Below are 14,649 nucleotides of genomic sequence, written 5' to 3' on the forward strand. Positions count from 1 at the left end.
TGGTCCCTTCCCTCCGGTTCGACCCCTTTCCCGCATGTTTTCCCGGTCGCCCGCCCCTTGGCAAAAAGGGGATGCGGTGAAAGCGCGGTGCAGGGACCCCGGGCATCCCTTCCCTTGCAGCGCTCCTGCCGGGGCGGTGTTGACGCTGCCGTGCTCCTGCCCCCTGGGGCAGCGGCAGGCCCTTTCCTCCTTCCTTTCCCGGCCTCCCGTTCTTTCGCAGGGCAGGGGACCGCCGTTTCCCGCTGACGGTCCCGCCGCCGTTTCCAGAAGACAGACGAGCAGCTCCATGAACATTTCCCGCATCTTCATCCTCCGGCCCATCGCCACCTCGCTGCTGATGGTGGCCCTGCTCCTTTCCGGGCTGCTGGCCTATCATTATCTGCCCATGGCGGCCCTGCCGCAGATCGACTATCCCACCATCCAGGTGCAGACCCTGTACCCCGGCGCGTCGTCCGAGGTCATGGCCGCGGTGGTCACCTCGCCGCTGGAACGGCAGCTGGGCACCATGTCGGGCCTTGTGCAGATGACCTCCCTGTCTTCGGCCGGGGCTTCGGTCATCACCTTGCAATTCGACCTTTCCGTGCCGCTGGACGTGGCCGAGCAGGAGGTGCAGGCCGCCATCAACGCGGCGGACAACCTGCTGCCATCCGACCTGCCCAACCCGCCGGTCTACAACAAGGTCAACCCGGCGGACCCGGCCATCATGACGCTGGCGGTCTACAGTGACGCCATGCCCCTGACCCGTCTGGAAGACCTGGTGGACACCCGGTTGGCGCAGAAGATATCGCAGATCACCGGCGTGGGCCTGGTGACCCTGTCGGGCGGGCAGCGGCCCGCGGTGCGTGTGCAGGTCAATCCCTCGGCCCTGGCCTCGGCCGGGCTGACCATGGCCGACGTGCGCTCGGCCATCGCCTCGGCCAACGTCAATGACGCCAAGGGCAGCTTCGACGGGCCCCAGCGTACCAGCACCATCGACGCCAACGACCAGCTGGCCTCGGCCGAGGAATACGCGCGGACCATCATCGGCTACAGCAACGGCGCGCCCCTGCGTCTGGAGGATGTGGCCACCGTGGAGGAGGGCGCGGAGAACGCCCGTCTGGCCGCCTATGTGGCCGACGGGGAACAGGGCTTCCGCCCGGCCATCGTGCTTTCCATCCAGCGCCAGCCCGGCGCCAACGTCATCACCGTGGCCGACAGCATCACCCGTCTGCTGCCGCAGCTGCAGCAGGCCCTGCCCGGGCATGTGCGGGTGCAGGTGGTGACGGACCGCACCACCACCATCCGGGCCACGGTGCACGACGTGCAGCTGGAACTGGTGCTGGCCGTGGTCCTGGTCATCGCCGTCATCTGGATCTTCCTGCGCAACGTGCAAGCCACCATCATCCCGGCCCTGGCCGTGCCCCTGTCGCTGGTGGGCTCGCTGGGCGTCATGTACCTGGCGGGCTTCTCGCTCAACAACCTGACCCTTATGGCGCTGGTCATCGCCTCCGGTTTCGTGGTGGACGACGCCATCGTGGTCATCGAGAACATCAGCCGCTATCTGGAGAACGGCTACAAGCCCCTGCAGGCCGCCCTCGTGGGGGCCGGGCAGATCGGTTTCACCATCATCTCCCTGACCCTGTCGCTGGTGGCCGTGCTCATCCCCCTGCTGTTCATGGGCGACGTGGCCGGGCGCCTGTTCCGCGAGTTCGCGGTCACGCTGGCCGTGACCATCCTCATCTCGGCCGTCATCTCCCTGTCCCTGACGCCCATGCTTTGCGCGGTCATGCTGCGGCCGGAGCGGCACAAGGAAGGGGAGGGCAATTTTTTCCCGGCCCTGCTGCGCTGGTATGAAGGCAAGCTGGACTGGGTACTGGCCCACCAGCGCCTGACCCTGGCCGTGGCCGTGGGAACCCTGTTGCTGAGCGTGGCCATGTACGCGCTGGTGCCCAAGGGCTTTTTCCCCACACAGGACACGGGCGTCATTCAAGGCATCGCGGAATTCCCGCAGGATACGTCCTTTGCGGCCATGGCCCGGCGCCAGAAAGAACTTTCCGACGTGCTGCTGGCCGATCCGGCCGTGGCCCGGGTGGCGTTCTTCGTGGGCGTGGACGGTATCAACCCCAGTCTGGCCACCTCGCGCCTGACCATCGACCTCAAGCCGCTGGAAGAGCGCGACCACCGCGCCCCGGTCATCGCCCGGCGCCTTATGGAACGGGCCGACAGCCTGCCGGGCATGGATCTGTTCCTGCAGCCCGTGCAGGATCTGACCGTGGAGGACCGCGTCTCGCGCACCCAGTACCAGCTTTCGGTGGAGGCCCTCAGCGACGCCCAGCTGGAAGGGCGCATCCCGGACATCCTGGCGGCGCTGCGGGCGCGGCCGGAGCTGAGCCATGTGACCAGCGACCTGCTGGGCCGGGGCCGCATGCTCTGGCTGGACATCGACCGCGATGCGGCCAGCCGTCTGGGCGTGAGCATGGACGTTATCGACAATGCCCTTTATGACGCGCTGGGCCAGCGCCTGATCTCCACCATCTTCACCCAGACCAACCAGTACAAGGTGGTGCTGGAAAGCGCCCCGCAGTTCCGGCGCGGCCCGGACGACATCGAAAAGATCTACGTCAAGGGCAGCGAGGGCAAGCCCATCCCGCTCTCGGCCCTGGTGCGCATGGAGGAACGCTCCGCACGCCCGGCCACCATGCGGCAGGGCCAGTTCCCGGTGGCCACCATCTCCTTCAACGTGGCCGAAGGCTCCTCCCTGGGGGCGGCCGTGAGTGCGGTGGAAGAGACCCTTGCTTCCCTGGAGCTGCCTTCGTCCCTGCGCTGCCAGTTCCAGGGCGCGGCCCATGCCTTTGCCTCGTCCACGGACAATCAGGTCTGGCTGCTGCTGGCCGCCGTGGTCACCATGTACATCGTGCTGGGCGTGCTCTACGAAAGCTACATCCATCCCGTGACCATCCTGTCCACCCTGCCGTCGGCGGGCATCGGCGCCACGCTGGCCCTTATGCTCTGCGGCATGGAGCTGGGCGTGGTGGGCATCATCGGCATCATCCTGCTCATCGGCATCGTCAAAAAGAACGCCATCATGATGATCGACTTTGCCCTGGAGGCCGAGCGGCAGGAAGGCAAGGATCCGCAGGCCGCCATCCGGCAGGCCTGTCTGCTGCGTTTGCGGCCCATCCTCATGACCACCATGGCGGCCCTGCTGGGGGCCCTGCCGCTGATGATCGGCTGGGGCATGGGCGCGGAACTGCGCCGCCCGCTGGGCGTGACCATGGTGGGCGGCCTCATCGTCAGCCAGGTACTGACCCTGTTCACCACGCCTGTCATCTATATCTGGTTCGCGCGTCTGGCCGAGAAGCTGGGCCGCCGTGGCGAGGAGGCCGGTCATGAGCAGGCCTGAGGAGACGCCCCGGGCCGCCGCATCCGGCCGGGAGAGCGGTCACGCCCATGAAGGGCAGGATCTGGCTCTGGCCGGGGAACGGCGCAAGCGCTTCGGGCCGGAATTCATCCCCCTGAACCTTTCCGCGCCCTTCATCCGCCGGCCCGTGGCCACCACGCTGCTGACCATCGCCGTGACCCTGGCGGGCATGGTGGCCTTTTTCCTGCTGCCCGTGGCGCCCCTGCCCGAAGTGGACTTCCCCGTGGTCAGGGTACAGGCCAACATGCCCGGGGCCAGCCCCGAGACCATGGCCTCCACCGTGGCCACGCCGCTGGAACGGGCCCTGGGCCGCATCGCCGGGGTGACCGAGATGACCTCCAGCAGCAGCCTGGGCTCCACGCGCGTCATCCTTCAGTTCGATCTGGACAGGGACATCAACGGCGCGGCCCGTGACGTGCAGGCGGCCATCAACGCCGCCCGCTCAACCCTGCCCACCATGCCGTCCAACCCCACCTACCGCAAGGTGAACCCGTCGGGCGCGCCCATCCTTATCCTGTCCGTCACCTCGGACGTCCTGAGCCGCACCCAGCTCTACGATGCCGCGTCCACGGTGCTGGCCCAGAAGATCAGCCAGATCGCCGGGGTGGGCGAAGTGACCGTGGGCGGCGGCGCCCTGCCTGCCGTGCGCGTGGACATCTCGCCCGATGCCCTGCACCGCACGGGCCTGAGCATGGAAGACGTGCGTGCGGCCCTGGCCGGGGCCAATGCCTTTTTGCCCAAGGGACATCTGGAGAACGAAAGCACCTCGTGGACGGTGGTGGCCAGCGACCAGCTGCGCACCGCGGCCCAGTACCGCAAGGTCATCGTGGCCGAGCGCGGCGGTGTCGTCATCCGTCTGGGCGACGTGGCCACGGTGACGGATTCCAGCCAGGACATCCGCCAGATGGCCCTTTCCAACGGCAAGCCCTCCATCCTGCTCATCGTGTTCCGTTCGCCCGGGGCCAACATCATCGAGACCGTGGACAGGGTGAAGGCCATGATCCCGCAGCTGCGCTCCTGGCTGCCCGAAAGTGCGGATCTTTCCGTGCGCATGGACCGCTCCCAGACCATCCGGGCCTCGCTGCACGAGGTGGAGAAGAGCCTGCTGCTGTCCATGGCCCTGGTGGTACTGGTGGTCTTCCTTTTTTTGCGCAACGGCCGCGCCACCAGCATCCCGGCCGTGGCCGCGCCGGTATCGCTCATCGGCACCTTCGGGGTCATGTATCTGTGCGGCTACACCCTGGACAACCTTTCGCTCATGGCCCTGACCGTGGCCACGGGCTTTGTGGTGGACGACGCCATCGTGGTGCTGGAAAATATCGTGCGCCGTCTGGAGATGGGCGAAAAGCCCCTGCGGGCCGCCCTGCGCGGTGCGCGCGAGGTGGGTTTTACGGTCATCTCCATTTCCCTGTCGCTGGTGGCGGTCTTCATCCCCATCCTGTTCATGGGCGGCGTTGTGGGACGCCTGTTCCGCGAGTTCTCCGTGGTGCTGGCCACGGCCGTGCTGGTCTCCATGGTGGTCTCCCTGACCACCACGCCCATGATGTGCGCCACGTTGCTGCGGCCCTTTGATGAAGAACTCTCCCGCCGCAGTGCCCGCCTGCGGGCGGAAGAGGGGGGACGGCCGGGGCTGTTCACCCGTGTGGGGCAGTTGTGGGGCCGCTTTCTTTCCGCCATGCAGGAGGGCTATTCCCGCAGCCTCTATGTGGTGCTGGATCACTGGAAGCTGACCCTGACCGTGCTCCTGCTGGTGGTGGCGGCCAATGTCTGGATGTACATCGTGGTGCCCAAGGGCTTCTTTCCCCAGCAGGATACGGGCGTCATCATGGGCGGCATCCGCGCGGACCAGAGTGCCTCGTTTCAGGATATGGAAGTCAAGCTGGCCCGGCTGGTGCGCATCCTCAGCGCCGACCCGGCCGTGGACCAGGTCTCGGCCCACATCTCGGGCGGCCGCGGCGGCGGGGGCGTGTTCATCTCCCTCAAGCCGCTGGAGGAACGCGGCATCAGCGCCCAGCAGGTCATCGGCCGTCTGCGCGGCAAGATGTCCTCGGAACCGGGGCTTCAGATCTTTTTACAGGCCGCGCAGGACATCATGATGGGCGGGCGCAGCTCCCGCTCCCAGTACCAGTACACCTTGCAGGCCGACGATCTGGACAGTCTGCGCCGCTGGGGACGGCGTTTGCAGCAGGAGTTCACGGGCATCCGCATCCTCAAGGACGTGGACAGCGACATCGAGGAACGGGGCCTGCAGACCCTGCTGACCATCAATCGTGATGCTCTGGCCCGGCTGGGCCTGACCATGAAGGACGTGGACGCGGCCCTGAACAATGCCTTCGGCCAGCGTCAGGTCAGCACCATCTATGAGGAGAAGAATCAGTACCGCGTGGTGCTGGAATATGCTCTGCCCTGGCTGGAAGGGGAGGACTCGCTGGGCAAGGTCTGGCTGCCGGGCAAGGACGGGGCCGTGCCCCTGCTGGGCGTGGCCGAGGTCTCTCCGGCCTTCGCGCCCCTTTCCGTGGCCCATCAGGGCCAATTCGCGGCCGTGACCCTGTCCTTCAACCTGGCGGAGGGCGCGTCCCTTTCGCAGGCGCAGGCGGCCATCGACGAGGCACGCGTGCGCATCGGCATGCCGTCCACCATCGTGGGCAGCTTCCAGGGCACGGCCAAGATGTACAGCGATACGGTCAAGGATCAGGTGCTGCTCATCCTGGCGGCCCTGGCCGCGCTCTATATCGTGCTGGGCGTGCTTTACGAGAGCCTCATCCATCCGCTGACCATCCTCTCCACCCTGCCGTCGGCGGGCATCGGGGCCCTGCTGGCCCTGCGGGCCTGCGGCATGGAGTTCAGCGTCATCGCCCTCATCGGCGTGCTGCTGCTTTGCGGCATCGTAAAAAAGAACGCCATCATGATGATCGACTTTGCCATCGAGGCCGCGCGCACCCGTAACCTGCCCCCGCGCGAGGCCATCCACGAGGCCTGCCGCCTGCGCTTCCGTCCCATCATGATGACCACGGCCGCCGCCATCCTGGGGGCCGTACCGCTGGCCCTGGGGCAGGGCGACGGCGCCGAGATCCGTCAGCCCCTGGGCATCACCATCGTGGGCGGCCTGCTGGTAAGCCAGTTGCTCACCCTGTACACCACGCCCGTTGTCTACCTCTGCCTTGACCGGGCCCGTTTGCGCTGGCGCCGGCGCTGGTGGCGGCTGCGCTACGGCGAACGCAAGGCGGCCCTGCTGGCGGCGCTTTGCCGTCAGGGCTAGGGGATTGTCTTTCAGCAGGAGGAGGCCGGGCCATGCCCCCGGCCTTCCTGTCGGCGTGTTTTTACGGAAAGGGCGGCGCTGCGGAAGGCCCCACCTCCCTGTGATGATTGCCTTGTCCGGACGGCTTCTGTCCTCCTGATCCGGACAGGAGCTTTTTCTGCGTCCTGTTTCTGCCTTTGCAAGTCCTTCATTTTCACTCCGCAGATTGACGGCCCGCATGGGGGCTCCTATGCTGGGACGGCGACAGTGTCGCCAAAGAGACAGCCTGTGGAGGGAATATGAAAATCAGGGACTTCGGACTGGAGATCTTTTTTGGACGGTATGAATTCAGCGCGCCGTATCTGCTGGCGCAGTCGGACTGCGAGTCCCTGAGCATCCGCGAGTTGCTGGCTCTGGAGCCGGGCGCGCAGGAAGGCTTTCTGGACACCTGGCTGGGCTACAGCGAAAACGACGGTGCTCCGGCCCTGCGGGAGGCGGTCTCCGGCCTGTACACGCAGTGCGGTCCGGAAAACGTGCTGCTGCATGTGGGCGCGCAGGAGGCCATCTTCGGGGCGCTCAACGTGCTGGTGGAGCCGGGCGAGCATGTGATCTGCCAGTTCCCCACCTACCAGTCCCTGTACGAGGTGGCACGGGCCGCGGGCTGCGAGCTCTCCCTCTGGCCCCTGCATCAGGGCGGGGACGGTTGGTATTGCGACCTTGATGAGCTGGAGCGGCTCATCACGCCCAAGACGCGCCTGCTGGTGCTGAACACGCCCAACAATCCCACCGGCTATGCCCTGTCCGTCGACGAGCGGCAGCGCATCTGCGAGCTGGCCCGCCGCCACGGCCTGCGCATCCTGGCCGATGAGGTCTACCGGGGCCTGGAAGCGCCGGATGCCGTGCCCCCGGCCTTTTGCGACATCTACGAACGGGCCTTTTCCGTGGGCGTGCTCTCCAAGGCCTATGGCCTGCCCGGCCTGCGCGTAGGCTGGATCGCCTCTCAGGAACGGGACGCCATCGGCGCCCTGAGCCGCTACAAGAATTATCTCAGCATCTGCTGTCCCACGCCTTCCGAAGCCCTGGCCCGCATCGCCCTGAAGCACGGCCCGGCCGTCCTGGCCCGCAACCGGGAGATCATCGCCCGCAATCGCCGTATCGCCGCCGACTTCTTTGCCCGTTACGACCACGTGTTCCTCCACAATCCGCCCCAGGCCGGGCCCATCGCCTTCCATGGCCTGCGGCCGGACTTTGTGGCTCGCTTCGGTTCCGCCCTGGCTTTTTGCGAACATCTGGCCCAGTCGGCTGGTGTGCTGCTCCTGCCCGGCAATGTCTATGACATGGACGCTCCCTATGTGCGCATGGGCTACGGCCGCGCCAATTTTGCCGAGAACCTGGCCGTGCTGGACGGCTGGTTGCAGCAAAACAGCTGATAAGCGCCGGGGAAAGTTTGTTGGGGAAGGCCCCGTTGCCCGTCCCCAAGGACCTTCATCCCCAAGCACGCTCCATCAAAACGGAAAAGGACGCCAGCACGGCGTCCTTTTTTATGGGGCTCCAAGGGAGGAAGCGATCTGGATGGGGCCCCGTCAGGCCGGGATGTCCCTGACCACGAGGCAGCGACGGGGACCTGTACCCGTGCCTGAAAAGTTTTTGGGGAGAGGGGTCCGGGGGAGAGACCCGTTGCCTGCAAAAAGTCCCTCCCCCGGAGTGTCCGTCATTCTTACAGTGGCGGCATCTCGCCAGCCTGACCGCGTGCGGCTTTGTCCAGCCAGTCGGCCCAGCGGCAGCCGGTTTCGATGAGTCTGTCCTGCGACAACCGGGTGCTGTCATATAAGATGAGGGCCGAACCGCTCAGGGGGTTGAGCTCTATGTCCCGCACACCGTCCACACGCAGGAGGGCGGCGCGGGCCTTGCCGGCGATGGCGGCGTCACGCAGGGCAGGGTGCCGGACACGCACGCGTCCGTCCATGAAGCTGCGGACGTATTTCACGAAGCGCAGGCTGTCGAGCATCAGGCGGCCTCCAGCTGGCGGGCGTGGCGACCGGGCAGATGCGGCCGCATGGCATTGAGGGTCACGCCCAGGGTCGTCAGGTTGTGCAGCAGGGCCGAGACACCGGGCGTCAGGATCATGAACAGGCCCCCGGCCAGGAACATGCTGTTGAGCAGCATGGTGGCCGCAAAGTTGATGTGGATGCGCCGCAGGGTGGCCCTGCCCAGCAACCGGGCCGTGATGAGCCCGCTGAGGTCCGGCCGGGTGAGCAGCACGTTGGCCACTTCGCGGGCCAGATCGGCACCGTCACACATAGCTACGCCCACATGGGAGGCGGACAGGGCCGGTGCGTCGTTGATGCCGTCGCCTACCATGAGGACCTTGCAGCCCTGGGCGGTGAGGTCGGCGATGACGTCGGCCTTGTCGGCGGGCAGAACCTGCGCGCGGTACTCCTTGAGCCCCAGCTTGCCGGCCACGGCACGGGCGGTACGCTCGTCGTCGCCGGTGAGCATGAGGATGCGGCGGAAGCCCAGCTCTTCGAGCTGTTTGAGGACCTGCGGGCATTCGGGACGCAGGGGGTCCTCGATGGCCAGGAACCCGGCCAGTTTGCCGTCGATAGCCAGATAGAGCAGCGAGCGTCCCATCTGGGCCTGGGCGTCGATCTCCGCCTCCAGGGGCGAAAGGTCGATGCCTTCATCGCACTCGATATAGTGGCGGCTGCCCACACGCACGGCCTTGCCGTACAGGGTGGAGGCGATGCCGTGGGCCACCACATATTCCACCTGGGCGTGCTCTTCCTCATGCTGCAGGCCTTCTTCCTGCGCGCAGCGGACCACGGCGCGGGCCACAGGATGGGGAAAGTGCTCCTCAAGGCAGGCCGCAAGGCGCAGGACTTCGTCCCGCTCATGACCGGCGGCGGGGATGACCTCCACCACATGGGGGCTGGCGTTGGTGAGGGTGCCCGTTTTGTCGAAGACCACGGTATCGGCTTCGGAAAGGGCCTCCAGAAAACGGCCGCCCTTGATGACCACGCCGTGGCGCGCGCCTTCGCGCATGGCGGCCAGTACGGCCAGCGGGGTGGCAAGACGCAGGGCGCAGGAATAGTCTACCAGCAGCACGGAAGCCGCCTGCAGGGGATTGCGGGTGATGAGCCACACAAGGCCCGCCAGAGCAAAGGTGAAGGGAACGGCCATGTCGGCCATGCGTTCGAACTTGCCCTGGATGCCGGCCTTGAGGGCCTCGGATTCTTCGATGAAGCGCACCACCTGCTTGAGGCGGGTGCCGTCGCCCACATGGGTGGCGCGGATGACGAGGTGCCCCTGTTCCACCACCGTGCCCGAGTAGACGGCAGCGCCCTTGCTGCGGGGCACGCCCAGGGGCTCGCCGGTCATGCTTGCCTGGTTGACCACGGCCTCGCCGTCCTCGACGATGCCGTCCACCGGGATGGAACCGCCGTCGCGGACCACGACCAGATCGCCTTCACGCACATCGGAGAGCGGCACGCTGGTCTCCACACCATCGGCCAGAACCCAGACGGTATCCACGTTGAGGGCCAGGCTCTCGGTCAGGCTGTCCATGGAGCGGCGGCGCGTCCAGTATTCCAGGGCCTCGCCCAGTCCCAGCAGCAGGGTCAGCACGGTGACGGTACGGAAGTCGCGCCGCAGCAGGGAAACCCCGATGGCTGCGGCATCCAGCACGTCCACATTGAGCTTGCCCTGAAGGAGAGAGGCGAGGCCCTTTCGCAAAAAGGGAAGGGCTCCCATGACACTGCTGGCCACGCGCAGCTTGAACGGCAGGAACGGACGGACGAAAAGAAAGCGCATCAGGGGACCGAAGCCCTGGGCTCCCATCTCGTCCTCATCATGGGCCGGCGGGCGGCTGCCGGAAGCGTGCCGTTCGAGGCTGCTTTCCAGCTCCTGAGTCAGGGTGGCCAGGACGCTGCCGTCATTGAGGGCACCGGCGTCCTGGGCGGCCAGGGAGCGGAGCACGTCCTGCCGGGCCTGCGCATGCCGGTAGAGCACGAGGACGCTGGGCACGCGCGGATTGACCCGCACGCCTTCCACGCCGTCGATGGCATCCAGAGTATCGGCCAGGATCTCGGCCTGCACCTGTGTCATGGGGCGGCAGGCACGCGCACGCAGCCGTCCGGCCCCGTTGGAGCAGCTCAGTTCATGAACCAGAAAAAAGCGCATGCGCGTGCCCTCATTAGGCCTGAGGATCGGCAGCTTCGGCCTTGCGCTTGTCAGCGGCCTGACGGGCTTCGGCGGCCAGATCTTCCATATCTTCCTTGACGGCTTCCACCTTGCTCATGATGGCGTCTTTCATGTCCATGCCGCGGCTCACCAGATCGGTAGCCAGGGGTTTGAGATCGAGTTTGCCGCGGGTGACGGCAACGGTGCCCACGACGCCCAGCGCCAGACCACCCAGGAAAAAGAGACCGTATTTCAGACCGTTGTTCATGCTTGTGCCTCCGTTTGCACAGGTAAAAGGATACAGAGGGCCATCCGGGCCATGTTCTGGCACGGCCCGGACAGCAAAAGACGCATGGTTGGGAGAAGAAAGGGGCTAGTTGGAGACGTCGACGGTGATGTGGTCGGCTTCGCTGTTGCGCAGGGTGACGGTCACGCCGGAAAGGCGCAGCGCAACGGGGTCTTTGAGGGGCGCGCGGCCCACGATGGAAACGGTGGTCCCGGGGATCAGACCCATGTCCCGGATGCGGCGGCCCATTTCTCCAAGGGCTTCCACAGTGGCGATCCTGCCGCTCTGGCCGATCTGCATCTGACGAAGGCTGATGATGTCGCTCATGATCTTCTCCTTTGCTGGTACGGGCCCGGAGCAGGGACCGGCATACCTGCGCAGTGCGATCCGGCCGGGACGATCCCGACCGGGCTTGGGGGGCGGCTGATCCGGCATGTCGAACCGCTACTCCGGGCTTGCAAAGAAGCATGGCGTAAACTAGGATGACTGTCAAGAAAAAAGAAAATCACTTTCATTTTTCTTTTGATTGGTATGTAAAATTTTTTATCTTTTTATTTTAACCTGTTACCCCAGGAGTGTTCTTATGGAAGAAGTCTGTCTCGCTACAGGAAACCTGGCTGTTCCCGCACGGCCCGCGACCAAAAAGCTCAGCGGGCGCAAACTGGCCATGCGCATCATGCTCGGTGCGCTGGGGGCATCGGTGGTGCTGGGCTTTGCCGGCAACAAAACGGCCCATGTGCTGACCGGCGCCGTGTTCAGCGCCCTGCTGGCCGACCACGTCTGGAAGCGCCGCAAGGCCCTGTAAGGATCATTACATGGAGCGTCCTTCCGACAGGAATGCGGCCCTGCCCGCTGCTTCGGGGGCGGCCGTTCCCCGGTGGAAAGCCCTGCTGGCCACGGGTATCCGGCGGCTTGCGGTCTGGGGAACGGGCCTGCTGGCGGCCCTGGTCGCCCTGCTGGCCCTGGCCCAGATCGTCTGCCTGGCCCTGTGCCTGCTGGCTCTGGTGGCCCTGGCCCTGTGTTTCCTGATGGCTTCCTATCCCGAGGAATGCCGCCAGTTCTGGCGCATGCTGCGGGAGACGCGCGCGGAGGGACGCGGCAACGATTCCTGAACTTTGGAGCGGCCGTTGCGGCCTGGGGGGCCGGCCGCTCCGCAAGGGAAAGGAGCCCGCAGGAGGCTGAGGACAAAAAAAGACCACCCGTCGGCGGGTGGTCTTTTTTTGTATCAGGGAGCGGGGGAGAGCCTATTCCTTGGGCTGGTCCTCGTCGGGCAGGTTGGCCGTCTCGTGCTGGCCCTGCAGCAGGTTGCGGTGACCGACGATGATGTGGTCGAGCACTTCGGGCTTGGCCAGGGCCGTGGTATCGCCCAGATCGTCATAGACGTTGCCCGCGATCTTGCGCAGCATGCGGCGGATGACCTTGCCGGAGCAGGTCTTGGGCATGGCTTCCACGAACTGGATGTATTCGGGGGAGGCCAGGGCGCCGATGTCGCGGCGCACGGTGTCGCGCAGCTTTTTGCGCACGTCGTCGCTCCAGGGCACTTCGTCACGGGTGACGACGTAGGCGTAGATGCCTTCGCCCTTGAGGGCGTGGGGCATGGGCACCACGGCGGCTTCCGCCACTTCGGGGCAGGAGGCCAGCACGGCCTCGATCTCGGCGGTGGAGAGGCGGTGGCCGGAAACGTTGATGGAATCGTCCACGCGGCCCAGGATCCAGAAGTAGCCGTCCTCGTCCACTTCGGCGCCGTCGCCGGATTCGTAACAGCCGAAGCGCGAGAAGTAGGACTGGTACTTTTCTTCGTCGTTGTACACGCCCTGCATCATGCCGGGCCAGGGCTTGCGGATGACCAGATGGCCGCTGCGGGTGGAGCCGTCGCCGTCTTCCTCGTCACGGGTGGCGCTGCCGCCCATGACGGCCGCGTCGATGCCGGGCAGGGGCCGCGAGGCCGAGCCGGGCTTGAGCTTGGTGGCGTAGGGCAGGGGGCTGATCATGGCGCCGCCGGTCTCGGTCTGCCACCAGGTATCCACGATGGGCAGCTCGCTGCCGCCGATGTTCTTGTGGTACCAGTGCCAGGCTTCGGGGTTGATGGGTTCGCCCACGGAGCCCAGGATGCGCAGGGTGCGCAGGTCATAGCGTTCGGCCCAGGCTTCGCCCAGACGCATGAGGGAACGGATGACCGTGGGGGCCGTGTAGAGGATGTTGACGCGGAATTTTTCCACGATGCGCCAGTAGCGGTCCGGCTTTGGCCATGTGGGCACGCCTTCGAACATCACCACGGTGGCGCCCAGGGCCAGCGGCCCGTACACGCCGTAGGTATGGCCGGTGATCCAGCCCATGTCGGCCGTGCACCAGTAGACGTCGTCGTCGCGCATGTCGAAGACCCATTGCGTGGTATGCGCCGCATAGGTCAGGTAGCCGCCCGTGGAGTGCATGATGCCCGTAGGCTTGCCGGTGCTGCCGCTGGTATGCAGCAGGAAGAGCGTGTCGTTGGCGTCCATAGGCTCGCAGGGGAAGTCCACGTCCAGGGTGAAGTCCTCGATGAGGTCATGCCACCAGATGTCGCGGTTGGGGGTCATCTTCACGTCGTAGAGGTCGGCGTGGTTCACCACCACCACATGGGCCACGGAGGGGCACTTTTCCAGGATGGGGTCCAGGTTGGCCTTGAGGGGCTTGATCTTGCCGGCGCGGATGGCGGCATCGGCGGTGATGACGACCTTGGCCTTGGAGCCCTGGATACGGCTGCGCACGCCGCCTTCGGCATAGCCGGAGAAAATGGCCGTATGGATGGCGCCGATGCGGGCACAGGCCAGCATGGCGATGACCAGCTCGGGGATCATGGGCATGTACAGGGCCACACGGTCACCCTTGTTGATGTGCAGGGAGCTCAGGGCGTGGGCCACACGGCAGACCTCGGTATAGAGCATCTGGTAAGTGAAGCAGCGCACGTCCATTTCCTTTTCGCCCTGCCAGATGAGGGCGGCCTTGTTGCGGCGGCCGGAGATCAGGTGGCGGTCGATGCAGTTGAAGGCGGCGTTGAGCTTGGCGCCGGTGAACCATCTGTACTTGTGCCGCGCTTCGTCGGCCTCCAGTACCTTGTCCCAGCGCTTGAACCAGTGGATCAGCTGCGATGCGCGTGCACCCCAGAAGTCATTGGGGTCTTCCAGAGCTCGCCGGCAGATGGCGTCGGCTTCGTCCTGACCGCAGATCCACGCGGACGACTTGCCGTGCTCGGGGGGGAGGTAGCTACGCTTCTCGGTTAAGAGAGTGGTAATCCGTTCCTGGGACATGATGGCAACTCCATAAGCTTAAGACTGCAAACAACAGTGGAAAATCATCCATGCTACCGGCGTAAAGTGATTTCTTACGGGCGTCAAGGGCCAGAAAACTGTTTGTGCTACCAGTCATTGTGGAGAAAAAAGGGACAAGGGGCTGAAACAGAGTGCAACAAAACGGCAGCAGACACCGGTGTGCACGGAAAAGATAGATAGTGAAATAAATCTCAATCTAAGGGCATTTTTTATGAAATTTTTTTAAAAATTTTTTCGA

General features: G+C 65.4%; 10 protein-coding genes. 5 read left to right on the forward strand and 5 right to left on the reverse strand.

From position 1 onward, the window contains the following. The first annotated feature begins 286 nt into the window (after window positions 1-286). From ACQRBR_RS02925 to ACQRBR_RS02935, 3 genes are all read left to right on the forward strand, one after another. Window positions 287-3,382, forward strand: coding sequence for a multidrug efflux RND transporter permease subunit (locus ACQRBR_RS02925; protein WP_427812281.1), 3,096 nt, complete (start codon window positions 287-289; stop codon window positions 3,380-3,382). After that, window positions 3,369-6,659: an efflux RND transporter permease subunit gene (locus ACQRBR_RS02930; RefSeq protein ID WP_427812282.1), complete on the forward strand. Its 3,291-nt coding sequence runs from the start codon at window positions 3,369-3,371 to the stop codon at window positions 6,657-6,659. The genes ACQRBR_RS02925 and ACQRBR_RS02930 overlap by 14 nt, the downstream gene beginning before the upstream one ends. Before the next feature lie 278 nt (window positions 6,660-6,937). Beyond that, a complete protein-coding gene (locus ACQRBR_RS02935) occupies window positions 6,938-8,068 on the forward strand; it encodes an aminotransferase class I/II-fold pyridoxal phosphate-dependent enzyme (protein WP_427812283.1) in 1,131 nt (376 codons plus the stop codon). A 287-nt stretch (window positions 8,069-8,355) separates the two neighbouring features. Here the strand turns inward: ACQRBR_RS02935 and ACQRBR_RS02940 are convergent, their stop codons facing one another. The 4 genes from ACQRBR_RS02940 to ACQRBR_RS02955 all read right to left on the reverse strand — a co-directional run bounded on the left by ACQRBR_RS02940 (window position 8,356) and on the right by ACQRBR_RS02955 (window position 11,430). Continuing rightward, complete coding sequence (locus ACQRBR_RS02940) at window positions 8,356-8,646, reverse strand: HMA2 domain-containing protein (protein ID WP_168934525.1); 291 nt, start codon at window positions 8,644-8,646, stop codon at window positions 8,356-8,358. Continuing rightward, on the reverse strand, window positions 8,646-10,817 hold the full coding sequence (locus ACQRBR_RS02945; RefSeq protein WP_427812284.1) for a heavy metal translocating P-type ATPase: 2,172 nt from the start codon (window positions 10,815-10,817) through the stop codon (window positions 8,646-8,648). Before ACQRBR_RS02945 ends, ACQRBR_RS02940 begins: the two co-directional genes overlap by 1 nt. 13 nt (window positions 10,818-10,830) lie before the next feature. Further along, the gene (locus ACQRBR_RS02950) at window positions 10,831-11,085 is read right to left on the reverse strand and encodes a DUF6110 family protein (protein ID WP_168934523.1); all 255 of its coding nucleotides are present in this window, start codon (window positions 11,083-11,085) and stop codon (window positions 10,831-10,833) included. Window positions 11,086-11,190: 105 nt separating this feature from the next. Continuing rightward, window positions 11,191-11,430, reverse strand: a complete 240-nt coding sequence (locus ACQRBR_RS02955) for a FeoA family protein (protein ID WP_006006138.1) — start codon at window positions 11,428-11,430, stop codon at window positions 11,191-11,193. A gap of 256 nt (window positions 11,431-11,686) precedes the next feature. Between ACQRBR_RS02955 and ACQRBR_RS02960 the strand changes: the two genes are divergently transcribed. Together ACQRBR_RS02960 and ACQRBR_RS02965 are read left to right on the forward strand one after the other, a co-directional pair. Next, window positions 11,687-11,908: a hypothetical protein gene (locus ACQRBR_RS02960; protein WP_320854717.1), complete on the forward strand. Its 222-nt coding sequence runs from the start codon at window positions 11,687-11,689 to the stop codon at window positions 11,906-11,908. Between the two features lie 10 nt (window positions 11,909-11,918). Further along, window positions 11,919-12,215 carry a hypothetical protein gene (locus ACQRBR_RS02965; protein WP_320854716.1) on the forward strand — a complete coding sequence of 99 codons (297 nt, stop codon included), beginning with the start codon at window positions 11,919-11,921 and terminating at the stop codon, window positions 12,213-12,215. A gap of 132 nt (window positions 12,216-12,347) precedes the next feature. Here ACQRBR_RS02965 and acs read toward each other — a convergent pair whose 3' ends face one another. Further along, complete coding sequence (gene acs, locus ACQRBR_RS02970; protein ID WP_006006145.1) at window positions 12,348-14,390, reverse strand: acetate--CoA ligase; 2,043 nt, start codon at window positions 14,388-14,390, stop codon at window positions 12,348-12,350. Window positions 14,391-14,649 lie beyond the last annotated feature (259 nt).

The sequence above is a fragment of the Desulfovibrio sp. SGI.133 genome (assembly GCF_050313955.1).
In the GTDB taxonomy this organism is placed as follows: Bacteria; Desulfobacterota; Desulfovibrionia; order Desulfovibrionales; family Desulfovibrionaceae; genus Desulfovibrio.

Coding starts and splice junctions, on each gene's coding strand:
- ACQRBR_RS02925 (WP_427812281.1), top strand. CDS start 287: ATGAACATTTCCCGCATCTTCATCCTCCGGCCCATCGCCACCTCGCTG.
- ACQRBR_RS02930 (WP_427812282.1), top strand. CDS start 3,369: ATGAGCAGGCCTGAGGAGACGCCCCGGGCCGCCGCATCCGGCCGGGAG.
- ACQRBR_RS02935 (WP_427812283.1), top strand. CDS start 6,938: ATGAAAATCAGGGACTTCGGACTGGAGATCTTTTTTGGACGGTATGAA.
- ACQRBR_RS02940 (WP_168934525.1), bottom strand. CDS start 8,646: ATGCTCGACAGCCTGCGCTTCGTGAAATACGTCCGCAGCTTCATGGAC.
- ACQRBR_RS02945 (WP_427812284.1), bottom strand. CDS start 10,817: ATGCGCTTTTTTCTGGTTCATGAACTGAGCTGCTCCAACGGGGCCGGA.
- ACQRBR_RS02950 (WP_168934523.1), bottom strand. CDS start 11,085: ATGAACAACGGTCTGAAATACGGTCTCTTTTTCCTGGGTGGTCTGGCG.
- ACQRBR_RS02955 (WP_006006138.1), bottom strand. CDS start 11,430: ATGAGCGACATCATCAGCCTTCGTCAGATGCAGATCGGCCAGAGCGGC.
- ACQRBR_RS02960 (WP_320854717.1), top strand. CDS start 11,687: ATGGAAGAAGTCTGTCTCGCTACAGGAAACCTGGCTGTTCCCGCACGG.
- ACQRBR_RS02965 (WP_320854716.1), top strand. CDS start 11,919: ATGGAGCGTCCTTCCGACAGGAATGCGGCCCTGCCCGCTGCTTCGGGG.
- acs (WP_006006145.1), bottom strand. CDS start 14,390: ATGTCCCAGGAACGGATTACCACTCTCTTAACCGAGAAGCGTAGCTAC.